The 21,297-nt window shown below is 52.2% G+C and carries 24 protein-coding genes; all 24 read right to left on the bottom strand.

Annotated elements, in window-relative coordinates:
- Positions 1 to 19: 19 nt before the first annotated feature.
- On the bottom strand, positions 20 to 1,696 hold the full coding sequence (locus Psch_RS13060) for a C40 family peptidase (RefSeq protein ID WP_427910110.1): 1,677 nt from the start codon (positions 1,694 to 1,696) through the stop codon (positions 20 to 22).
- A 292-nt stretch (positions 1,697 to 1,988) separates the two neighbouring features.
- Positions 1,989 to 4,361 (bottom strand): VirB4-like conjugal transfer ATPase, CD1110 family, encoded by a 2,373-nt coding sequence (locus Psch_RS13065; protein WP_427910102.1) that lies wholly within the window; start codon positions 4,359 to 4,361, stop codon positions 1,989 to 1,991.
- On the bottom strand, positions 4,315 to 4,704 hold the full coding sequence (locus Psch_RS13070) for a PrgI family protein (RefSeq protein WP_190240608.1): 390 nt from the start codon (positions 4,702 to 4,704) through the stop codon (positions 4,315 to 4,317). The genes Psch_RS13065 and Psch_RS13070 overlap by 47 nt, the downstream gene beginning before the upstream one ends.
- A 47-nt stretch (positions 4,705 to 4,751) precedes the next feature.
- A complete protein-coding gene (locus Psch_RS13075) occupies positions 4,752 to 5,324 on the bottom strand; it encodes an MT-A70 family methyltransferase (protein WP_427910103.1) in 573 nt (190 codons plus the stop codon).
- 36 nt (positions 5,325 to 5,360) lie between these two features.
- Positions 5,361 to 5,771: a prepilin peptidase gene (locus Psch_RS13080; protein WP_282432467.1), complete on the bottom strand. Its 411-nt coding sequence runs from the start codon at positions 5,769 to 5,771 to the stop codon at positions 5,361 to 5,363.
- A complete protein-coding gene (locus Psch_RS21215) occupies positions 5,771 to 8,887 on the bottom strand; it encodes a DUF8195 domain-containing protein (RefSeq protein ID WP_243124106.1) in 3,117 nt (1,038 codons plus the stop codon). Before Psch_RS21215 ends, Psch_RS13080 begins: the two co-directional genes overlap by 1 nt.
- Complete coding sequence (locus Psch_RS13090; protein WP_190240609.1) at positions 8,884 to 9,369, bottom strand: TadE/TadG family type IV pilus assembly protein; 486 nt, start codon at positions 9,367 to 9,369, stop codon at positions 8,884 to 8,886. Before Psch_RS13090 ends, Psch_RS21215 begins: the two co-directional genes overlap by 4 nt.
- A gap of 25 nt (positions 9,370 to 9,394) precedes the next feature.
- Positions 9,395 to 9,877: a DUF4320 family protein gene (locus Psch_RS13095; protein WP_190240610.1), complete on the bottom strand. Its 483-nt coding sequence runs from the start codon at positions 9,875 to 9,877 to the stop codon at positions 9,395 to 9,397.
- Between the two features lie 40 nt (positions 9,878 to 9,917).
- Positions 9,918 to 10,127 carry a hypothetical protein gene (locus Psch_RS13100; RefSeq protein WP_190240611.1) on the bottom strand — a complete coding sequence of 70 codons (210 nt, stop codon included), beginning with the start codon at positions 10,125 to 10,127 and terminating at the stop codon, positions 9,918 to 9,920.
- Positions 10,128 to 10,245: 118 nt separating this feature from the next.
- The gene (locus Psch_RS13105) at positions 10,246 to 10,455 is read right to left on the bottom strand and encodes a hypothetical protein (RefSeq protein WP_190240612.1); all 210 of its coding nucleotides are present in this window, start codon (positions 10,453 to 10,455) and stop codon (positions 10,246 to 10,248) included.
- Between the two features lie 115 nt (positions 10,456 to 10,570).
- Complete coding sequence (locus Psch_RS13110) at positions 10,571 to 10,780, bottom strand: hypothetical protein (RefSeq protein ID WP_190258391.1); 210 nt, start codon at positions 10,778 to 10,780, stop codon at positions 10,571 to 10,573.
- A 160-nt stretch (positions 10,781 to 10,940) separates the two neighbouring features.
- Positions 10,941 to 11,192 carry a hypothetical protein gene (locus Psch_RS13115; RefSeq protein ID WP_243124108.1) on the bottom strand — a complete coding sequence of 84 codons (252 nt, stop codon included), beginning with the start codon at positions 11,190 to 11,192 and terminating at the stop codon, positions 10,941 to 10,943.
- A gap of 53 nt (positions 11,193 to 11,245) precedes the next feature.
- Positions 11,246 to 12,151, bottom strand: coding sequence for a hypothetical protein (locus Psch_RS21220; protein ID WP_243124109.1), 906 nt, complete (start codon positions 12,149 to 12,151; stop codon positions 11,246 to 11,248).
- 11 nt (positions 12,152 to 12,162) lie between these two features.
- Positions 12,163 to 13,077 carry a hypothetical protein gene (locus Psch_RS13125; protein ID WP_190258392.1) on the bottom strand — a complete coding sequence of 305 codons (915 nt, stop codon included), beginning with the start codon at positions 13,075 to 13,077 and terminating at the stop codon, positions 12,163 to 12,165.
- Entirely contained in the window at positions 13,074 to 14,462 is a 1,389-nt protein-coding gene (locus Psch_RS13130; RefSeq protein ID WP_190258393.1) for an ATPase, T2SS/T4P/T4SS family, read from the bottom strand. The genes Psch_RS13125 and Psch_RS13130 overlap by 4 nt, the downstream gene beginning before the upstream one ends.
- Positions 14,459 to 15,196 (bottom strand): P-loop NTPase family protein, encoded by a 738-nt coding sequence (locus Psch_RS13135; protein WP_190258394.1) that lies wholly within the window; start codon positions 15,194 to 15,196, stop codon positions 14,459 to 14,461. Before Psch_RS13135 ends, Psch_RS13130 begins: the two co-directional genes overlap by 4 nt.
- On the bottom strand, positions 15,186 to 15,899 hold the full coding sequence (gene cpaB / locus Psch_RS13140) for a Flp pilus assembly protein CpaB (RefSeq protein WP_190258395.1): 714 nt from the start codon (positions 15,897 to 15,899) through the stop codon (positions 15,186 to 15,188). Before cpaB ends, Psch_RS13135 begins: the two co-directional genes overlap by 11 nt.
- Positions 15,900 to 15,959: 60 nt before the next feature.
- Positions 15,960 to 16,355, bottom strand: a complete 396-nt coding sequence (locus tag Psch_RS13145) for a DUF7007 domain-containing protein (RefSeq protein WP_190258396.1) — start codon at positions 16,353 to 16,355, stop codon at positions 15,960 to 15,962.
- 52 nt (positions 16,356 to 16,407) lie between these two features.
- Complete coding sequence (locus Psch_RS13150) at positions 16,408 to 16,878, bottom strand: SpoVG family protein (protein ID WP_190258397.1); 471 nt, start codon at positions 16,876 to 16,878, stop codon at positions 16,408 to 16,410.
- 48 nt (positions 16,879 to 16,926) lie between these two features.
- A complete protein-coding gene (locus tag Psch_RS13155) occupies positions 16,927 to 17,793 on the bottom strand; it encodes a VirB6/TrbL-like conjugal transfer protein, CD1112 family (RefSeq protein WP_190258398.1) in 867 nt (288 codons plus the stop codon).
- 11 nt (positions 17,794 to 17,804) lie between these two features.
- On the bottom strand, positions 17,805 to 18,017 hold the full coding sequence (locus tag Psch_RS13160) for a Maff2 family mobile element protein (protein WP_190258399.1): 213 nt from the start codon (positions 18,015 to 18,017) through the stop codon (positions 17,805 to 17,807).
- Between the two features lie 90 nt (positions 18,018 to 18,107).
- On the bottom strand, positions 18,108 to 19,940 hold the full coding sequence (locus tag Psch_RS13165) for a VirD4-like conjugal transfer protein, CD1115 family (RefSeq protein ID WP_190258400.1): 1,833 nt from the start codon (positions 19,938 to 19,940) through the stop codon (positions 18,108 to 18,110).
- A complete protein-coding gene (locus Psch_RS13170; protein ID WP_190258401.1) occupies positions 19,927 to 20,400 on the bottom strand; it encodes a PcfB family protein in 474 nt (157 codons plus the stop codon). Before Psch_RS13170 ends, Psch_RS13165 begins: the two co-directional genes overlap by 14 nt.
- A gap of 75 nt (positions 20,401 to 20,475) precedes the next feature.
- On the bottom strand, positions 20,476 to 21,264 hold the full coding sequence (locus Psch_RS13175; RefSeq protein ID WP_190258402.1) for a DUF6674 family protein: 789 nt from the start codon (positions 21,262 to 21,264) through the stop codon (positions 20,476 to 20,478).
- Between the last annotated feature and the right edge of the window lie 33 nt (positions 21,265 to 21,297).

A 21,297-nucleotide genomic window follows, 5' to 3' on the forward strand; every position in this document is an offset into this window, starting at 1 on the left:
CTCATGTTGCGTCCGGGTTTTAACCTGATAATCTGCCGAACGCATAAAAGTGTTCCGTCCAATACTTGGTGTCCATCCGGGCATACTGTACGCCGCCGCTGGCACAGTGGAGCATCATGTTATCGCCCACATAGATGCCGACGTGGGACACTGCCCCGGAGCTGTCATAGGTTCCGGTAAAAAAGATAATGTCGCCGGGCTTGGCTTCGGCAGGGCGGATCTTTGCGCATTGGTTGAAAATGCCCTGCGCCGTTGTCCGGCTCATGGGATATACGCCGGATTTGTCCAGCACATAGCAGACGAAGCCCGAACAGTCGAAGGATGTGGAGGGGCTGGAGCCGCCCCAAACGTAGGGGTAGCCCAAATACTTCTCGGCCTCCCCGATCAGCGCGGCAAAATCCGGGTCTGCAAGGGCCTCCGGCGGTACGTCGTAATCGGTGTATTCTCCGGGGTGGGCGTAAATATTGCCCTCAAAGAGCTTGGGGCGGTTGCCTTGGGTTTTCTGATAGACGGCGTACCGCGCCTGTTGCTCCGTATCCAGATTCGCGGCGGCAACCGTGCCTAATGACTTGTTTTTTAGGCTGACGTTCAGAATGTAATAGTTGTAAGGAACCTCTACGGTATAGGTATCGTGATGGGTATTGCCGTTCTCGTCCGTCCATGTGTCCGTCCGGGTTTCGGTGCGGTAGCGTACCTCCACAGTTCTTGTGACGGTCAGGGAATATTGCTGACGGAAAAGTGATTGCAATTCAGCCTGTACCTTTTCCGGGGTGTATTCTCCAAACTTGGCGGTCAGGTAGGAGGCCAGTTCAAAGGGGTCATGCCCGATTTCATCCACGGAATAACGGTATTCGTCATAACCGGGATAGTCGCTTTCTATGCGTGACAGCTTTTCCCGCAAATCCTTTTCCAGCCCGGTATAGCTTGCTTCCACCGCTTCAATGTCACTGTCCGATGATACATAGGACGTGCCGCCGATAGCGCCGATCAATCCGTTCCCGATGGTGGCAAGAGAGGCCACGCAGGATTGCAGGATGATAATCAGCAAAAACAGCACCAGCCCGATTAGCAGGATTTTCGGGTTCCGTTTCACAAAGGCCGTAACCGTCCGGGCTATTTTCTCCGTAAACTTCACCGCTTGCTTACCGTGCTTTGCCGCCTCCCGTGCCTGCTTGGCATATTGCTTTTTCAGCCTCCGCTTTTGCCAGAAGCGGGAAACGGGATTGCTCTTTAGCTCCGGGTGCTCCTGTACCATCGTGCGGTACTGAAAATCTGCCTTTGCCCGGATGTCCCGCCGTTCCCATTTTCGGACTTGCCGGGCAGGGTGGGTACGGACGCGGTGCTTTATAAAGCGGGTCGTACCACGGACAGCCGTTTCCCCGGCAAGCTCCGTTCGGTGCGCGGCCTCTGTCCCTACATTTTCACGTTCTACTTCATGGATTTTTCCATGCACATACCGCCATGCCTGAAAACGCGCCGCCCGGCCTGCGGTTTTCACCGGGCCGGGCTTCTTTGGCGGCTTTTGTGCCGCTAACTTCTCACGGGAGGCGTTCAGCTTTTCCCCGCTTCGTTCCGCGCGAAACTTGGATTGATTCAGCTTTTCAGCGTCCCGCGCCGCCTTTTTGCCGGACGAACCGGATGCTTTTTCTTCCGAACCGGAGCCGTCCCTATGGGGCGGCGTATCATCGCTTCGCAGACGGTCGGAGGGCCGGGACTGTTCACTGTACTGGCGGTATTTGCTGTTTGGGGACTTCGGGTCAACATGGCCCGAAGTAGGAGACGCATCAGGAATGTCGGCAGTATCCGGGCTGACAGCCTTTTTTGCTTCCTCCTGCGAAAAAGACGGTTCCTTTTGTGAGTGGATTTTCTGCGGTTGCTTTTTCTTCTTGGGCCGGGGGGTGGACTTCGGGCCAACTTGGCCCGAAGTGCCGGGATTATCCTCAAACCGCAAACGGCTGGATGGGCCATGCTCCGGCCTGCGGTTCCCGTCACGCATTGGAAGCCTCCTTCGCTATGTCCTCCGGGCGGGTGGTGAGCAGCCTGTAAATCTCGGTATTCTTCGGAAAGCGGTCAACAAAGGGAATGGTGGTATTCCCGAAGAATAAAAGTCCCTCACCGGAATTGCTGTGGGCGATATAGGATAGCTGATGTTCGGAGATACCAAGCTGTTTGGCGAGTATGGCCCGGTCGCCCTGCGCCTGTGAAAGCAGGATCATAAAATCACTGTTTTCAAGGATATTTTCTATCTCCCGGCTGGCTAAAAGGTCTTTCACATTCTGTGTAAGTGCGCTCGGTACACAGCCTTTCTTACGAAGCATCTTCCAGACACGGACGAAATAACCCGCGCTCAATGCGTCTTGCAGGAGGATATGAAATTCATCGAAAAAGCACCAGGTCGCAAGCCCTGCGGCAAAGTTGGTATTGACCGCCTGTATCACAAGCTCGTTGGTGATGTGCATAGCGATTTTACGCAGATTTTCCCCCATGCCCTTTAGCACGATGCACACCACGCGCTTATCAAGGCTTACATTGGTATGATGGTTAAAGAGGTTTAGGGAGCCGGTGCAGTAAAGCTCCAGTGCGGTTGCTACCCGTCTGGCTTCCGGCTCCATCTGTTTGCAAAGAGTTTCGTACAGGTCTTGCAGAAGCGGTATTTTCCCATCCCCGATGCCAAGGGCAAGCTCCCGGTACACCAGACGCACACAGCGGTCAATGACCGTTTTTTCAATGGGTTGCAAGCCGTCCTTACCGCCTAAAATCAGTTCGCACAGGGACAACAGAAAATCCGCTTTCATGGAAAGGGGGCTGTCCTCGTCTGCCATGCTCATTTGAATATCCATCGGATTGATGTAATTTCCAAGAGGGCTGTCAGGGGAAATGTCAATGACCTGTCCCCCAAGCCGCTTCACCAGCGGGGCATATTCGCCCATCGGGTCTACAATGATAATCCGGTCTTTGGTGGTGAGGAAAACGTTAATCAGCTCCCGTTTGGCGGCAAAGCTCTTGCCGGAGCCGGTGGAGCCAAGATACAGGCCGTTGGCGGATTTCAGTTTTTTGCGGTCTGCCATGATAACGTTGTGGGAAAGGGCGTTCATACCGTAATACAGCGCTTGCCCGCCCATGCGAAGCTCCTGCGTCATAAAGGGAACAAAAATTGCCGTGGAGCTTGTAGTCATGCCGCGCTGTATCTCAATGGCGTTATCGCCAAGAATCAGGCTCGACAGATACCCTTGCTCCTGCTGAAAATCCAACCTTTTGAGAAAACAGTTGTATTTCTGTGTAATGCCCGATACGGTGAAAATATCATTTTCAAGCTGCTGCTTTGTCGGGGCCGTATTCACCACAAGGAAGGTAAGCAGAAACATCCGCTCGTTGCGGCTCTGCAAATCCGCTAAAAGCGCCGCCGCGTCCTTACCGTAGGTGAGAAGGTCGGGCGGCAAAATGTCAATGTCATACCCGGAGCGCGCCGCCTTTTTCTGTTCGTCCACCTTCATGCGCTCAATGTCTGTCAGCTTTGCCTTGACCGTTTTCACCGCTTTGGTCTGATCAACGGTCTGCACATGCAGGGTGATGGTCATTTCCGCGTCTACCTCCAACAGCTCCGTAAGGAGCTTGTCGGAAAGCTCGGAGGCCATGATTTGCATGTAGGAAGCCGCGCCCCATGTGGTTCCCACACGAAAGGCGCGGCTTTGCTGAAAGTCAAAGGACGTGGGAGCGATAAAATCCTTTGTCCCCATGCCCGTTTTCGGAATCATATCCCATGAGAAGAAAAACGGCTCCCGGCCTCCGGGGTGTAGCTGGCTGTGCAGCACCTCCAAGCGTTCCCGTCCATTGAGGGAAGCCGACTGTACGCCAAGCCTTTTGTAGTTTCCGGTCACATCGGCCTCCACACGCTCTAACCGGGGTCTTGCCGTCCCGATGCTGTCCGCATGGATGCCGAAGGTAATGTATTTGGAGCGCATAATGCCATTGTTGCTCTTGGCAATCTGATTGGTCAGCATGTCGGTAAATTCGCACCGAATGCTGTTAAAATCATCGTCCTGCGGGGGAATGTTCACGTTATAGCGGTTTTCCGGGCGGGAACGGTGGTTGATGAAGGAAAGCTGGAACGGCAGGGCACTGTCAAAATAATTGAGAAATGCACAGTAGCCGTCAAAAATCGTAGCCTGATCGTCGGTGGAAGCTACGGAATAATTGATGTCCTCGTATTCAATGGTTTTGGTGTAAAAACCCTCCCGCACCTTGCAGATACCGTCACGGAACATTTCTTTATAGGGAATAGTCTGCTGTGCCGTCTGCGGCCCGCGCTTTTTCTTACCGCTTTTGGCGGGAACGGGCGGTTTCTTTTTTGCCTGCTTCAAGCCGTGTTACCTCCTTTCGGGAATCGCTGAAATAGCTGTAAAGGTTATCTGTCTTGTACGGCCTCGTCCGGGGCCATAGTAAGGTGGCACGGACGATATTCCGCACAACCTTTTCAAAGGGAAGCCCGTCACGCTCATACATGGCAATCAGGAAGCACGGGAGCATGAGGGCAATCATCAGGAGCATAGCCCCTGTGTTGCCGATAGCGGAACGGGTAAAAAGATAGGCCGGGATACCGACTGCCGCCGCGCCGCCAAAACAGATAAGCTGACGCTTGGTGAGATTAAACGCTACTTTGGTTTTTATTTTCGATAGATCGTTTGGTACATTCACATAGGCCATCTGGCTGAAAACCTCCTTTCGGGACTTCGGGCCAACTTGGCCCGAAGTCAAATCGTAATGCTGTTTGTGATCTCATTTCCCCAAACCTGCCAGCCTTCGGTTTCTTGTCTGGCGAAAAGCTCCACGCGGGGCAGGTCGCCCATGAGCCGCACAATGCGTTCCCGTGCCTCGTCGGGCTTTTTGCTGTGGGCCTCTATGGGGGAAATGATAAACTGATGGATGCTTTTATCCCGCCGCTTGGGATGGCCCCGTGTCGCCAGCAGGCAGATTTCCGCATTGCTCCGTGTCCAAAACCCCATACCGTAAAACCACGTTTTTGCCTTGCGGTTCTGCTTGAGCCATACGAACGCTACTGTTTTGAACCGAAAGCCCCACGCGGAAATGACGCGCAGGGCTTCCGGCAGTTGCGGGAAGGTTGCCCATAGAAAAAGCGCGCTGTCCTTTGTGGCAAGCTCTGCCACAGGAAGCGCGCATATTTCATCACAGCTCATGGTGGGGTAATGATTTTCGGCTACGCCCTGACCGCCTTTGTTGGCGTACCGCCACGGCGGATCGGCGTATATGATGTTGAATTGTTCTCTTGGAATCGTGGTGAAGCCCCCTTTCTGACTTCGGGCCAACTTGGCCCGAAGTGGATTATGTTCTGAAACCCACCCTCAACGCAGTACGGCGAAGCAAATCCCCATATAGACAAAAGCGCCGGTACACAGAAACACCGCCAGTGGTACGCTCCGTTGCCGTGTTGCGGCCGCATAGATACAGGCGGGTATCAGGGCAAAAAAGAGAATGAGAGCAAGAGCGTTCAGCCCGAAGCAGAAGCCCGTTGCCGCCGTCAGCTTAATGTCGCCGCCGCCAATCCCGCCATACCGCACGGCAAGCAGTAACAGGCAGATCCCCGGCAGGAGCAATCCCGCGATTCGCTCATACAAAGCCGGGGCGGGCAGCAAAAAAGCGGATACAAGCCCGATCAGAACAAGGACAATCCATGTCCAGTCAGGGATAATCCGCTTTTGGTAATCCATAATCGCCGCCCATAGCAGAGGGACGGCGCATAGTAACGCAATCATCAATTTCCCGTGGTGACATCATCGGAATACATGCTGTCCACCACCCGGATTTGAAGCTCCCCGTCCGTCAGCCACTTGGAAAGTGTGCCGCCCGGCGTATGGACATCGGTGACAAGTAACTGCACGATGTAGTCCTTATCGTCCGGGAACCAGACGGGAACGTATTGCTTCCGGTACTTGAAGGGAGATGCGGGATTCTCCCGGAAAACAAATTGGCCGCCCTCCTTGGTTAAGGGAATGGCGGTTTCATAACGGTATTCGGGCAAATAGACCTCTGCCGTCTGCGGGACGGTGATTAGCTCCGCTTTGTCGTAGTTGGTGTTTACGGTTGCATTGACCTTGATGGAATAGCCGTAACCGGATTTTAGGTAGCCTTTTACCTTCGTGTCATAATCCAGAACGGCGCTGACCTTTAGCTCGGCGTAAAACTCACACCATATAAATTGACCGTTTTCATAACGCTGTTCCCACCATGTTACCCTGGACTGGTCAGAGCGTTCCGGCGGGTCGGGCAGCTCCCGGCTTTCCTCCGGCTCGGTGTAGGCAACATTTTCAATGACTGCCTTTTGGGTGTAGGTGTTGTTGTCGGTGCTTCCCTCGTTATCCAAGGACTGGTCGGGGTTAATAACGGCAATCAGCGTAATGTCCTTGTCGGCTTGAACATTGGGCGTATCCCATCGAAGGGATACCACGTTCCAAGTGTCCTTTGCCATCACAACCGCGTCTATGCGCTTTTCATAGGACAGTTCGGGAATCTGGAACAGCACCGTTACATTCTGTCCCGGTGTAAAATCAAGGCTTCCCTGATTGCCTACCTTTACGGTGGTTACAACCGACTGGTTTTCCTTGTAGCGGTCAGGGGTTATCCGCTGTACGTCCAGATCATAGGGCCTTTCCAGTACCATGATTTCCGCTGAAACCCGGTTGTTGCTCTTATTGGTATCTGTAAAGCCCTCCGGCGGCGAAACCTCTGCCGTTAGCCGTATGGGAGTGCCTTTTTCTCCTGCGGTAGCGGTCACAAGATAGGCTTTCTTCTCATAGGGGCTGAAATTGGCGGTAGCAGGGACGGCAGATACCGTCTTGCCGTTGATCGTAACATTCAGGCGCACATCCGAAAGTGCTTTATCGGTGGAATTGGCAAAATATACGGTAAAGCTGTATTTCTCCTGTTCATAGACCGTAGGCGGGGAGGACAGGTTTACCCAAACGTCACAGGTGGCGCTTGGCGGAGCTTCGGGGTCGCCGGGATCATCCGGTGTGTCGGGGTTATCGGGATTGTCAGGTGTATCAGGATTATCCGGTGTGTCGGGATTGTCCGGGTTGTCGGGGTTATCAGGATTGTCCGGGTTATCCGGCCTTTCTATGACCGTAATGCTGGAAACGGCGGTATTGTCTGTGGGGTTATCGTCCGTGAAGCCCTCCGGCTCCGTGATATTGGCCCACAGGCGGTAAACCTCCCCGGCATTGCCAGCCGTGCCGGTAACGGTATAAGACTTGGTTTCCCCTGCTGCAAAGTCCGCTGATGCAGGGATTTGCGTTAAGGTGGTTTCGTTGTTCTTTCCCTGCAAGGTTACGCCTTTTAACGGCAGGGAGGATTGATTGGTAAAGCTCACGATAAAGCTGTATTCCTCCTGCTCATAGACCGTTGGCGGGGCGAAAATGCTTACCGACAGATCGCAGTGGGTTGGCAATTCGGTCGGTTCGTCCGGGGGATTGCTTGGATTGTCCGGCGTGTCGGGGTTATCCGGGGTTGCTTCCGGTTCCGGGTCAACCACCTTGATCACCGCCGTAGCGGTATTGTTGGCAAGGTTACTGTCAATAAAGCCCTCCGGCACTCCGATGTTGGCCCATAGGCTGATTTCGTCTGCGGGGGTATCCGCAGTACGATTGACGGTATAGGTTTTGCTTTCATTAGCCGAAAAGTCCATGACGGCGGGAATTTCCCCAATCGGTATGCCGTCCACCGTCCCTTTTAGGGGTACGTCGTAGGCCGGGCTGTTCCCGCTGTTCATAAACACTACCGTAAAAGAATAATCCGCGCCGCGCTGGACGGTTGCCGGAGCGCGGATAATCACCGACAGATCGTTTCCGTCCTGTGCCTTAAACTTGAAAAAGAAGTCTGCGGCAGGAATTTGATACTGAATTTTTTGTGTGATTTGCGTCTGCGTTTTGCTCTCTCCATCGGTAAAGGTGTTCGTTTCCGGGGTATAATCCCATTCCAGCTCCATATACACAAAATTTCTGGAAAGCGGCAGATCGTCCTTCGTAAAGGTCACAGAGGTAGTCTGATAGGGATAAAGAAGCTCCGGCACTCCCTTGTCCTGTGCGGTCAGGGAGCCGTAAACCTCCTGCTTGCTTTCGTCACACCATGTCGCTTCCACATCTATTTTGACCGGAGCTTGATAGGATAGCTCCGTATCCCGCATGGTTTCAAAGGCAATCAATGTTTTTTGCGTCCAGCCGAAGCGGGTAGTCAGTTCTTCAAAGTCGGCGGCGGTGTCATAAGTGCCGTAAATTTGGCCTGTGACGATATTATGGATTTCCACCACAAGGCTGCCCTTTAGGGTATAGGTCTTACCGTCGTAGCGGTCAATCCATCCGGCAATGCGTTCCCGCTCATAGTCGGCAACGGTATTTGCGTTCACCACATCAATGCGCTGTGGCTCGGAAAAGGATTTCAGCAGGGTATCACCGTCGTAAATATCGGTAATCAGCATTCCGACTGTTCGGTATCGGGTATCATAGGTCGCTTTGACTTGGAATACCACATTGGATGTGACGGTAAGCACCGCGCCCTGATCGGTCTTTGCGGTAATGGTATAGGGGCCGCATTGCTCCTTGCTGTCTACCGTCAGCGTATAATCCGGCGGTATCGTCCGGCTCTGACCGCCGTATTCCAGCGTAATATCCGTGAGCGTTCCGGTTTCGGCTGTCACCCGGATGGGGATTTCAGCCGGGAACTGCTCGACGGCTATCATGCCGCTTTCGTTTGTCAGGCTGTCTATGGGCGATGTCACACATATGGTCATGTCGCTGGAAGCGGCATAGGCCGTCACGGAAAAAAACAGACAGCACAGAAAAGCAAACGGCAGGGTAAACAAATAGTTTCGTTTCATTGGGAACCTCCTTCCGTAATTTGTGTGTTGACGCTGGAAATGGAAAAGGGCAGCTCTATTTCGCCGGGCAGGAAAGCAAAAATACTGTGCGTCTTTATTACCCCGTCCAGCGTCAGCCGGGGCGGGCTTTCCGTTGCGTGAAGATTTTCAATTTCCAATTCATATACCCACTCGTCCCCGGCATATTTGTTCAGCCCGGAATCCAGTTCCATGCTCTCATGCAGGTAGTCATACAGCGTTTCTTTTGCAAGCTCCGTATCCATAAGAGCATAGCCGTCCCTGCGGTATTCGTCCTTCATGGCATATTCCACGGCACTGTTTACGCCGCGCTGGAGAACATATTCGACTTGTTGATATAAGCTCTCCATGCGGAAATATTCAATCAGGATAACGGCAAGGGTCAGGATAAAAAAGACGAGAATCAGGATAAACACAAAGGCATCGCCTCTGCGGTTTTGCAGGGTTCGCTTGATAGCACCCACAGCATTTGCCTCCTTTCCGGCGCTCTCATTCCGGGAGCTTCCAGTAATGCTCCGACATGCCGCTGATGCTGACCTTCATCGGAATCTGAATTTCCACCGGGGGCGCAAAAGACGGCGTGAAGATGGTAAATGGGTAGCTATAGGTCATTGTGATGGTGAAGGTGTCCCGTAGCTGGATTTTCTGTCCGTCACAATACTCCACATCCTCAACGGTCATATCCGGGGAAAGCCCCGTCTGCTGTTTGAGGCGGTAAAAAACATCGTTGGCCCGGTCGGAAACCTGCCCTTCCAGTTCCACCACCCGCACCACGCGGCGGCAGATATGATTGAGATTTAAGTAAGTGGTAAAAACGCTAAGAAAAGAAATGACGGTGAGCATAAGCGTAATCACCACAAGGGTTTTCACCATCAGGTCAAAATAACTGCTTCCGTTTTGATTGGAAAGCAGCTTCTTAAAAGGCAAAGGGGGAGAAAATCTCCCCCTCATGCCCCGGTGCTTCTTGTTCATGGGTTTTGCACCTCCCGTATAAGCGGTGTGCCTGCGGCTATCATTTCAACAGACCGGTAATTTTGCTGACAATGCTGTTCCAGATGGTCGTAATGGAATCCTGATAGAGCGTCATAAACACGGCCCCCACCACCACAACCACCAGTACCACAATGAGCCAGCCCGTCATCTGATCACCAGAACGGTTCGTCAATACGCTGTGGGCTTTTACAGCCGCCATCTGCATTTTGGTTTTCAAAGTTTTCATCATAATCCATACCTCCATAATTTTGATTTTGAGTTTCAAAAGGGACTTCGGGCCAACTTGGCCCGAAGTGAAACCGGGAGGAAGCAGCGCCCCCTCCCGGTTTACACAGGCCGTCAGGGCCTTACTTCAAAAGGTTGGTGATCTTCGCAACAATGCTGTTCCAAATCTGCGTGATGGAACTCTGGTAGAGTGTCATAAACACAGCGCCCACCACCACGACGATCAGCACGACAATGAGCCAGCCCGTCATCTGGTCGCCGGACGGATTTGTCAGGACGTTATGGACTTTCACAGCCGCCATCTGCATTTTGTTTTTCAGGGTTTTCATCATAATCAATACCTCCATAAATTTAATTTTGGGTTTTAAAAGGGACTTCGGGCCAACTTGGCCCGAAGTGGGCCGGAAAGGAACTGTGTCCCTCCCGGTTTATACAGGCTGGTAACTCTTAACTCAACAGATTGGTAATCTTGGAAACAATACTGTTCCAAATCTGTGTGATGGAACTCTGGTAGAGCGTCATAAACACAGCGCCCACCACCACGACGATCAGCACAACAATGAGCCAGCCCGTCATTTGGTCGCCGCGCGGATTGGTGAGGACATTACGGGCCTTCATAGCCGCCATCTGCATTTTGTTTTTCAAAGTTTTCGACATGATACATACCTCCATAAATTTGTTTTTGGTTTCAGGTTTTAGGACTTCGGGCCAACTTGGCCCGAAGTGAACCGGGAGGGAGCCGCGCCCGCTCCCGGTATGTAAATCCGGGGAAAGAAAAAGGAGAAGCCTTTGCTTCTCCTGTGTGCCTGTGCCTCTGTCAGCTCAAAAGGCCCGTGATTTTGTCCACGATGCTGTTCCAGATGCTTGTGATGGAACCCTGATAGAGCGTCATAAAGACCGCGCCTACCACGACAACCACCAGCACCACAATAAGCCAGCCTGTCATCTGGTCGCCGGACGGATTCGCCAGCGCGGCCTTTGCTCTCAAAAGGGCGTTCGACATATGTTCTTTCATGGGATGGATTCTCCTTTCTTTGAAGATGGTAATTGCGGTTTTGTTCTTAAACATGGTCATACCTCCGTAAAGTTTATTTTGAAAAGGGGCATAGCCCCGTTTTCACATTAAAAAAGCCCACCCATTGAGCGGATCAGGTGGGAGCCGATCACATAAAGCAGACTGGCAATCGTTATCCCGACAAGGGGAATGGAGGCGATTTTTACCCTGCGGGGCAGGCTGTCCAGCTTTTTCCGCATGGCCTCCTTCGCCTTAATGTCCATATCCCGTGCAAGATAGGAAAGGGCTTCGCCCTGATGCTCCCCACGGTGCAGGCCGATCAGCGCGTTTACCAAAAAGGAAACGTCCGTCAGGCCAAGACGCTCGTTGAAGTTCCGCAGGGCGGTTTCAATGTCCTTTGCTTTCATTTCCACAATTAAAATGGCAACGTCCTCTCTGAACGCTTCGCTTGCCACGCGCAGATAATCCTCAAAAATCTGGATTAAATCTACCTGTACGGTGCTTTGGCTTCCGTCATGGCGGTTATCCTCCAGACGGTACAGGATGGAACGGACAAAGCCCGGAAGTTCCATTTCAATGCGCTTCTTTTTTGCTTTTAACTGGTCTTTTAAGTCAGTTGTGAAATGCCGGTAAATCAAGAGAGCAAAAAGCAGAATGATGGGAGCAAGGTTCGGCGCACCGATGATGACAAACAAAAGCGCGAGGGGCAGAGTAAACAAAGCGCACAGGATGGCTCTGGCCTGATACTCCTTGGGGGTAAGCGCCGATCCCCCGCGCCGGAGCATGGAGGCCATTTGCGCCTCCTTCACCGGATCAAGGGGAATCAGCCGGGAAACAGGCTTTGCAAGGGGCATAATAACGCGGTTCAACAACCGTCTGCCCGGCGTTTCCCTTTCCTTTTGAAGATGCTTAATGTTCTTTTTTATACTCCGCTTCGGGATTTTCAAAAGCTGTCTGCACAGTAAAAAACCTGCCGCAGTCAGCAGGATAAAAATAATCACTTGGTAAAACAAGGGCGTTCCTCCTATCGGTTGGACGGCTTGGTTGCCTTCATCACATAAAAAGCTGTGGCAAGAGCCGTCACCATCATAAGAATAATCAGCAGCTTCCCGACGGTGGTATGGGTCAGGAGAAAAAACCATTCCTTGTTTGCAAAACGCATCATGGGAATAACGGAGAACATAAGGCCCGCCGTCAGCAGATAGTCCCGCCATACCCGAACCATCATGCCGTCGCTTTCCACCTGCATTGACTTGGCATCGTTCATGGCTTTGACAATAGGAAACAAGGCAAATTTGAGCCGCCTGTCCTGATGGCAGAGAATAAGGGCCTTTACCCATTCGCTAAAGTAATGGTTTTTGATTTTCGCGGAGAGGCGGTAAAGCCCATGCTCCACATTGGGATTGATGAGCCGGATTTCCGATACAAACTCGTCAAAGGGTGTGGGTGTTCTCAAATGCGCCGGGACATAGCGGTTCTTTTCCTTTACATAAAGCTCCACCGCCTTGATAATGTCATCGTTTCCGGCGTAGGCGTTGGTAATGATGGACATGGTGTTTTCCAGCCCTTCGATTTCCTCCCTTGCCGCCGCAGAGCTTTTCACTGTCAGGTAAAAGTACGGAGCCGGAAGGACACAGACTGCCATCACCGCCGCCAGCCCCGCATTGGAAAAGAGCAAAAGCCCGGCAATAAACCCACCGGATGCCGATAAAATCAGCAGAATGAAAAATTTCCTCCTACTGCACCGGGTTTGACGGAACAGAGTGGCAAAGTGCAGGGCAATCCGTTCCGTTATTTTCAGCTTTGTTCCCGCCAAAATCAGGCGGCGCTTTTTCAAAGGGTTTTCCGCTATGGAAAAGGGGTTCAGACGGAAAAGAAAAAGCAGGGCAAGGCTTATCAGGAGGAACACGGCGGCAAGGGTACAGGTAATCGGGTTCATGCCGCGCCTCCTTCCATGAAGCGGCGGATCTCCCTTTCGGGAACGCCGCCGATTAACAACCGTTCGGCAAGAGCCGGAGAAATATTCCCCATGTGGCGGTGACTGCCGACAACCCTTGTAATCCGGCCCTCCTTGTCTCTTTCATAATGGTCAACCACATACTGATACAGGGTGCTTCCGGTGACTTCGCCGTTTTGTACCCCCGTGGCCTCAAACACTTCCATGTATTTGCGGGACTTATCCGGTAACTGCCGTTTGAACACCATCACCGGAAAGGCTTCCACAATGTTTTTTAATAGCCGTTCCTCGGAAAGTGAGGTTCCGGCCTCTAAACACATGGTTAAAATACGGTCATAGGCTGTCCGGGCGCTGTTGGCGTGTAAGGTGCTGACAACGGTATGCCCGGTACGTCCGGCTTCCTGAACCGTCAACGCTTCTTTTCCTCTCATTTCCGCAGGCACAAGGATTTCCGGGTGGAGCCGCAGGGAGAGTTTCAATAAATCCAGCATGGTAACGGGATTGGGTTCTTCCTTTGTGAGAAGATGAACCACGTCATTTATCATCACGCCGTTTTCGTCATACCGCGCCAGCGACAATTCGCGGGTATCCTCAATGGTGACGATACGCTTTGCTTCGGGGACACAGCTTAGAATATAGCCCATGTCGGCGGTTTTTCCGCTTCCAGTAGCTCCGGCAATTCCGATGGATACACCATGATTCACGCACATGGTTAGAAAATCCAGTTCATCGGGGGTTGCGGTTTCCCATTCAATCAGGTTTTCCCTTGTAATCAGCAGGGGCTTTTGCTTTCTGATGGAAGCGATAGCCCCTGCATCTGGGTCAACGCAAGGGGTAATGGCTCCCGACATACGGATGCCTTTGGCAATGAAGCTGTCCCCAAGGGGTTTGGAGCCGTCCAGAATGACATTTCCGAAGCGGCTCATTTTCCGCACGATATTCGCACAGGCTTCCGCATTGCTGAAGGTTTCCTTCAGGCGTATTTTTTTGTCCCGGTAGAGTACCCAAACACCCCCGGAGCCGTCAATGTTGATTTCCTCCGTGTCCGCATCCTGCAAATAAGGGGATAACAGGCCCATTCCGGCCATGTCGTAATAAACGGCGTCCACCAGCTCGGAAATGTTGCGCAGGTCTTTGGCAACCAACTGTTCCTGATTTAAGTACCGCATGATAAGGTCTTTGAGCTTTCCTTCGGCCTCTTTGGAATACAGCACTTCGGCAAGCTCTGCGGAATGGTGCTTGGCGATCAGCCGTTGGAGCTTATCGAGAATTTCCCCGTAATCCTGTGCCTTACTGCTTTCCCCGCTGTCGGAACGCCGTTTGTTGGCGCGGTATATCAGGTCGTTTACAGAAAATTTGCTGTTCATGTCTTACCACCTCCGCAGATTTTCCCGGCGATCTGTTCCGTCACTCTGCCGTAGCGTCTGCATGGGCGGTCACTGGCAAAATACAAAGGGGTTCCCGCATTTTCCAACTCACCCGCGCTTTTGATATAGGGAAGCTCATAGGGGAACGGCAACTGCATCATATCCTGATAGGTTTTGGTATCAAATTCACCATTGGGAGCCAGCAGAATATGTTTTTGCTTTTCCGTGATATGAAGCTCCCGCATAAAGTCTGAAACGCACCTGTACCACATCTGCGCCGCGATAGACGGCCTGTGCAGGGTGAAAATGGCGTTGGAGAGCCACAGGCCAACGCCGGAAACAGGATTGTTAATCTCGGCGGCTCCGTCGATAATCAGAATGTCAAACACAAGGGAGGCGGCATTGATCAGTTGTTCCGTTTCTTCAAGGGTCACATTTTCGGAAAGCATCCCGGTATATGAGGTAGGAACGGAAAGGAAAAACAGGTTTTTGCTTTCCGTATACTCCGAAAACCGTTCCCCGATATTGGGGCTTTTTTCGCTCAATGCTTCAAAGATGCCTTTTTCTTCGGGAACGCTCTGGCCAAAAAAGGTCTGCAATTCCCCATAGGTGAGATTGGAGGAAATCAGGCCCACCAGCTTATCACTTTTAGAGAGGGCGCAGGCAAGGCTGACCACGAAGGTGGTTTTGCCGCTGTGTTTCCCGCCCCAAACCGTATAAATTTTACTGCTCATGGATACTCACCCCCCGTTTCTCGAAAATCAGATGCAATTTACCTGTATACTCGGCTTCAATGAGCTTTTTGGCCTGTGCCTCCGTTACAATGAGCGTGACCGCCTTTACTACCGGGTCGCTGGAGCCGGACTGGCTTTCCTTTAGCTGTTCCCGCATTTCAGCGGTGTCCTGCGTCTTGGCATTTTCTACGCTGTATACCTCCAAGCTCTTTAGCTCTGGATAAAGAATGACCTGCGGGGACGAATCCTGCCCGTCTGCGGTGCTTTCCAAAAAGACGGCTACGGTGACAATATCCCCTGCCAGCAGATGGGAGGAAAGTCCTGCGGCGATACTCGGAACGCTGACGGTAACAAGCCGCTGATTGTTTTTCACAATACGGTCAAGCAATGCATCGGCAAGGTAGTCGCCCACCTTTTGGGGAAAAAGATAATCCCCCTTGGCAATGGCGGTCTGCGCCACCTTGCCGATCAGTTGTGCCTTGTCGTTTATCACGCCCTCCGGCAAGCCGTAGCTGCCAACCTCTACACTGACAAGCTGGTTTTCCGTAAGCTCCGTACCTGCGGGAATGTCCTGTGCAGCCCGCAAAACTGTGACCGTTGCGCTCTTATCCGCATAGAAGCGCGGCAAAAGCAAAAAGGACACAGCCGACGCCAGAATGAGGCAAAGGGCGCTTAAAAAGATACGATTTTTGAGTAGCTTCAAATGGTTTAGTTCCTCCTTTCGGATAAAATGGCACTTCGGGCCAAGTTGGCCCGAAGTGGTTTAACGTTCGGCGCTGTGAGCCGGAACACTCTGCCGGGCCGGGGCTTTTTCAAGCCCTGCCTGACGCGCCCGCCAGTATTCCGGGTTGTACTCCCGGATGGACTTGTTGATGTTTTCCTCAAAGGCCGCTTTGTCCTTGATACGGTCGGGAACGCTCCACAGCTTTTTATCCAAAAGCTCCCGCAGAACAACATTTTCCTGACAATCTTCCTCAAAGCAGAGATAGCCGCCCTGCTTAAAGCCGCATTTTTGAGCCGCATGGGAAAGCAGAGCCGAAACCTCCTTGGAAACCATCGTACCGCCGTGGCTGGCGGTGCTGACAAGGAACACGCCGGGACAAAGCACATCACAGGTTTGCACCTTTCCCCACGGCGAGTTTTCGGGGTTATTGAACATTCATTTCCTCCTTCCCGGTAAAAACAGGACTTCGGGCCAAGTTGGCCCGAAGTCACCGTTCCGCATTTTTCGTTTTACTGGTCTTTGCGGGGGCAGGACGGGCGGCGTTCTCCTTTGCCGCCTGTTTCGCACCCTCGGCAAGTTGCTTCGGGATAGACTGCTTTTCCGGGGTAGTAACAGCGGCGGCGCGGGCCTGCAATTTTTCAACCTCCGCACGGTAAGCCGCTGTCACCGCCTCGGTCAGCTCCGCGCGAAATTCCTTGGTAATGGGCCGGGCGGTGTCCCGATAGCCGGTCTTGCTGTTCTTATCCGGTTTGCTCGGCATCCCCACAAAAATGCCTTTGTCACTCTGCAACACCTTAAAATCGTCAATCACAAAGCTGTCATTGATTTTAAGGCTTGCAAAGCCTACAAGATTTCCCTTCGGTTCAATGGGCCGGACAGAAACATCCAGCTTGATCGGAAGGATGGGGGCGGCCTCCTGTTCCGGGGCCTGCCCGGCTGTCGTTTTTTCGTTACTCATATTGAAAAATTCTCCTTTCTCACTTCGGGCCAACATGTCCCGAAGTTCCTAATGCGCTCCCAGAATAGATTTGGCAAGACTTCCGGTCTTAAAGAGCGTGAAGCACAACAGCACCGTGTAGCCAACTACCGTCCATACCGCGCCGATGGGATCGCCGCTTACGGCAATGCTCTGGATCAGCACAGCGTAAATGCCGACGCATACCAGAATGAGAAGCCCTTGAAAGCCGACCGCCATTAAAGATTTGAAATAGTTCTGGCCTGTGCTTCCAAGCTCACGGTTTACCACCGTGGCAAAGGGGATGGGCGCTAAACTGGTCAGCATGTATATTTCTATCATCCGGCCATATACGATTACGAAAATCACAATATTCAGCGCGTTCATGGTGACACCGATAATACCGGTCTGGAGCCATAAGCCAAGCAGCGGGCCTATGTCCATTGTTGTTAATTGGGCTTCCAACGTATTTAACATATCCGGGCTGACCGCCGTACTGCCGCCAATCAGTCCTCCGGCGCGGTTTACGACGCTTTGCGCCACATCAAATACTGCCATGACGATATTAAAGGTATTGGACAGGATCAGCACGGCGGCAAAGGTTTTGAATACCCATTTGAAGAACATCCATGTATCAATGTCATGCAGGTTGTTCCGGTCAATAATCATCTGGATCAGCTCGTAGCACATGACAAAAGTAAGAACCAATCCGGCAATCGGTAAGACAACCGTTTCGGAAAGCTGCCGTATGAGGGAGAACACGCCGGGGTTCCAATTCCCCGGCGTAGTTCCCACTTGGTTTGCAATCTCTCCGACCTGGTTGTTTACGTTGTCAAAAAGGCCGTTCAGGTTCCCCATAATGCCGTCAATAAGTACGCCTTTCAGCCAATTGGTAATCCAGTCGGTGAGAAAATCCATACTGTTTTACCTTAAAACAGGCCGGACAGCAGCGGCACAAGGGTAGTACCCAAAAGGATAACGCCGCCTCCTGCCATGAGCTGCTTGATCCCTTGAGATTTTGCGGCAGGGTTATCTGACCCGTACCCTTCCAGAAGGTTAATAACGCCCCATACGGCAAGGCCCGCGCCAAGGGCTACGACAAGGGTTTGCAGGGTATTTACTGCACTTGTAAAGAATTGCATAGCATGTACCTCCATTTTCTATTTTGATTTTGGATATGAAAAAACCGCCATTTCTGGCGGTGTAGGACTTCGGGCCAACTTGGCCCGAAGTTATGCAAACGCATTCGGATCGTCCACATCGTCATAGTTGAGAATGTCCTCGTCTGCGTCAATGGCGGTGTCCTTTCCGGGCGCGTCTACCTCATATACGGTGTATTGCTCGTCCGGCATTACCTCCATGCGCCGGTTTATCAGGGTAGAAATATCGAAGCTGTTGCGTTTGTCGGCTTCGGAAGTATATTTATAGCAAGGGTGCTTTTTCAGGTCATACTTCGGGGAAAGGAAGGGACGGAGGCCGCGAAGCTGTAGAATGCACTTGCTTCCGTCCATTGTGGTCAGTTCGTCCACCGTCATAAGCTCTTTTCCAAGCCGTTGCAGATTTTGACCGTGGCTTTGCTGCATTCCCCGCGTGATGCTCTCGGTATACATGGAGATCGTTTCTTTCCCCAAAGCCTCCGAAAGCTCCTTAACGGTGGTATGCTCCCGGCCTCCCAAGAAGATAACTGAATCCATATTCCCCATGATGGTTTCGGCGTGGTCTTTGTACAGAGCCTTCAACTGGCTCTGCGCCTGTAAAAACAGGCACAGGGATATTTCACGGGAGCGGATGACCGCCACCAGTTTTTCGAGCTGTGGCACCTGTCCCGTGTTCGCAGCCTCGTCCCACAGTACCCGTACATGATGGGGCAAGCGGCCTGAATATTTGTTGTCGGCCCGTTCGCATAACAGGTTGAACATCTGCGAAAAGGCAAGGGCTACGATAAAGTTGTAGGTCGTGTCGGTGTCGGAGATTATAAAGAAAGTCGCCGTTTTCCGGTCGCCCATGCGGTCAAGCTCCAACTCGTCGTAGCTCATAACCTCCCGAAGCTGCGGAATGTCAAAAGGGGCTAATCTGGCTCCGCAGGAAATCAGGATTGATTTTGCTGTCTTACCGCTGGCGAGCTTATATTTCTTATACTGCCTGACAGCGAAGTGATTTGGATTGCGTTTTTCCAGCCCCATGAACATGTAATCCACAGCATTTTTGAAGTTGTCATCATCTTCTTTCACTTCCATGCTGTTAATCATATCCACAAGGGTATTCATGGTGCGTTCTTCCTCCGGCCCCTCAAAGACGATGTACGCCACAAGAGCGCAGTACAAAAGGGTTTCGGCTTTTGTCCAGAACTCGTCACCCTCTTTGCCGTCCCCCTTGGTGTTGGTAATCAGGGCGTTGACGAATTTCAGAATGTCGCTTTCCGTCTTGATGTAGGAAAGCGGGTTATAGTGCATGGACTTGGAAAAGTCGATGCTGTTGAATACCTTGATTTTGTAGCCTTTCCTCTTTAGGAAGAAACCGACCTGCCCTAAAATACCGCCTTTCGGGTCAACCACCACATAAGAAGAATGAGCCTGCAAAAGCTGTGGGGTCAGCCAAAAGCGGGTTTTGCCGGAGCCGGAGGAACCAATGACACAACAGTTAAGGTTTCGGGCGTTGGCGGGATTTGCCGGGCGGGTATTCATCGTAAGGAACTCCGTCCCGGTAAGAATGACGTTGTTTTTGAAAACGGGGTCTACAAACGGCTTGATGTCCTTTGCCGTTCCCCACCGGGCCGAACCGTATTCCACATCCTTTCTGAATTTCTTTGCGTTTTTTACCTTGTTCCACACCACCAGCCGGATGATCACGGCCCCGGCAAGGCCAATCAGCCAATCGGATACGACAAGACCCGGCGCTATTGTTCCAAACGCTGGGCCTGTGGTGTTCATCATGCCGATCAGCTTTTCCCCGAAACCGGCCCCTGCCGCGAGGCGGTAGGCTGTACCGAGCTTCAAACAGCACCAAAAAATAAACAGGTAGGGAATGTTCGGAAGCACATACATCCTGATTTTATCTGTCCTCATGGGCCACCTCCCGTTTCCGTTGCTGTTCGCGGGGGCGTGAGTGTATTTTGTCCCCAAACTGCCTTAACTGTTGCAGGATAGAGGGGCGTTTGCTTTTACCCCGGCCCATAACGAGCTTGGTATATTCGGAAAACGCCGCCGTGATTGCGTCGGCTTGCCCGGCCTTGAAGAACAGCAGGTATTTTTTCGGCCCGGTTTTGTGAAAGGCATAGTCAACATTGTATTTCCGGGCCACGCGGTCAAACAGTTTGGTTTCGCCGTCCAGCGGAAGGGCGCTTGTGGAAACACGGTGGTTCATCAGCTTTTTGACGCTCTGTCTGCCCTGGGGGGTCTGCGCCTTGTGATAATCCCTTTGGATCTTCCGCAACGCCGCCGCCAATGCTTTTGCCAGCGTTTTAGCGGAGAGCTTCGCCGCGTTTACCGAAACGGCAACCGCCCGGCGTTCAATATCTTCCTGCATGAAAAACCTCCTTTCCTGCCATACAGTGCAATCCATACAAGCGGGGGACTTCGGGCCAACTTGGCCCGAAGTGGGTTACCTTTCCGCATTGGCAGGGCGGGGACGCTCAATGGCCGGAGCATCTTTTTTCGCCTGTGCAATCTGTTCATTGTGGGTCTGGATGGCCTTTTGGATAGACGGCTTTGCCCGTTCTTCCAGCCGGGCCAGATTGCCGATAACAGCCTCCACAGTCTTTTTCATGGAAACAAGGCAGGAGCGTTCCACTTTGAAGGGAGCTTCCAGCGCCTTAGCCAGTTTTCCCACCGATTTAGCGTCCTGTATGGCTTCCTTTCCCGCCATAGCACGAACCATATTTTTAATGTGCAGCCCGGCCTCATGATACTCGGTACTCACAAGTTCAATATTTGAAATTGTCGCTTCGCTAAACCGGATGCTTTTGCCCAGATCGTCACGCATGGCTTCCAGCATGGGCCGCATTTTGAAAAAACGGACGATGTTATCCAGTGCGGAAATCCCTTTTTCCCGGAAAGCGCCCACGGCGGTTTTGCAGCCCTCAATTACAGTCTGCTTTACAGCATCCAGCCGTTCCCGCAGTACAGACACGTTTTTATCCAGCGTCTTGACCGCGATTTGCAGGGCGGTTTTAACGGGATGGGCCTGTTCCCGCGCCTCGTTCAGTTCCCGGTGCATGGCGGCAAGCTCCTTTACCGCCGCGTCAAGCTGGCGTTCCATTGCCCCTACCTGATTCAGAACCGCAAGAAAATCCTGCGTAGAGGGAGCGTTGTTTTCCCGCAGAATTGCCAAAAGCTCTTTCACATGCTCGTTTTCCATAATAGGGGCAGTAACCGTTTTACCTTTTGCCATAAGGTGTTATCCTCCTTTCTCACTTCGGGACAA

It is taken from the genome of Pelotomaculum schinkii (assembly GCF_004369205.1).
GTDB lineage: Bacteria > Bacillota > Desulfotomaculia > Desulfotomaculales > Pelotomaculaceae > Pelotomaculum_C > Pelotomaculum_C schinkii.

Bases quoted from the DNA above. Each gene is read 5' to 3' on its own strand.
- Psch_RS13170 (WP_190258401.1), bottom strand. From the start codon at position 20,400: ATGCAGGAAGATATTGAACGCCGGGCGGTTGCCGTTTCGGTAAACGCG.
- Psch_RS13115 (WP_243124108.1), bottom strand. From the start codon at position 11,192: ATGTTTAAGAACAAAACCGCAATTACCATCTTCAAAGAAAGGAGAATC.
- Psch_RS13145 (WP_190258396.1), bottom strand. From the start codon at position 16,355: ATGTTCAATAACCCCGAAAACTCGCCGTGGGGAAAGGTGCAAACCTGT.
- Psch_RS13130 (WP_190258393.1), bottom strand. From the start codon at position 14,462: ATGAACAGCAAATTTTCTGTAAACGACCTGATATACCGCGCCAACAAA.
- Psch_RS13165 (WP_190258400.1), bottom strand. From the start codon at position 19,940: ATGAGGACAGATAAAATCAGGATGTATGTGCTTCCGAACATTCCCTAC.
- Psch_RS13095 (WP_190240610.1), bottom strand. From the start codon at position 9,877: ATGAACAAGAAGCACCGGGGCATGAGGGGGAGATTTTCTCCCCCTTTG.
- Psch_RS13155 (WP_190258398.1), bottom strand. From the start codon at position 17,793: ATGGATTTTCTCACCGACTGGATTACCAATTGGCTGAAAGGCGTACTT.
- Psch_RS13070 (WP_190240608.1), bottom strand. From the start codon at position 4,704: ATGGCCTATGTGAATGTACCAAACGATCTATCGAAAATAAAAACCAAA.
- Psch_RS13110 (WP_190258391.1), bottom strand. From the start codon at position 10,780: ATGTCGAAAACTTTGAAAAACAAAATGCAGATGGCGGCTATGAAGGCC.
- Psch_RS21215 (WP_243124106.1), bottom strand. From the start codon at position 8,887: ATGAAACGAAACTATTTGTTTACCCTGCCGTTTGCTTTTCTGTGCTGT.
- Psch_RS13100 (WP_190240611.1), bottom strand. From the start codon at position 10,127: ATGATGAAAACTTTGAAAACCAAAATGCAGATGGCGGCTGTAAAAGCC.
- Psch_RS13080 (WP_282432467.1), bottom strand. From the start codon at position 5,771: ATGATTGCGTTACTATGCGCCGTCCCTCTGCTATGGGCGGCGATTATG.
- Psch_RS13125 (WP_190258392.1), bottom strand. From the start codon at position 13,077: ATGAACCCGATTACCTGTACCCTTGCCGCCGTGTTCCTCCTGATAAGC.
- Psch_RS13135 (WP_190258394.1), bottom strand. From the start codon at position 15,196: ATGAGCAGTAAAATTTATACGGTTTGGGGCGGGAAACACAGCGGCAAA.
- Psch_RS13105 (WP_190240612.1), bottom strand. From the start codon at position 10,455: ATGATGAAAACCCTGAAAAACAAAATGCAGATGGCGGCTGTGAAAGTC.
- Psch_RS13160 (WP_190258399.1), bottom strand. From the start codon at position 18,017: ATGCAATTCTTTACAAGTGCAGTAAATACCCTGCAAACCCTTGTCGTA.
- Psch_RS13175 (WP_190258402.1), bottom strand. From the start codon at position 21,264: ATGGCAAAAGGTAAAACGGTTACTGCCCCTATTATGGAAAACGAGCAT.
- Psch_RS13150 (WP_190258397.1), bottom strand. From the start codon at position 16,878: ATGAGTAACGAAAAAACGACAGCCGGGCAGGCCCCGGAACAGGAGGCC.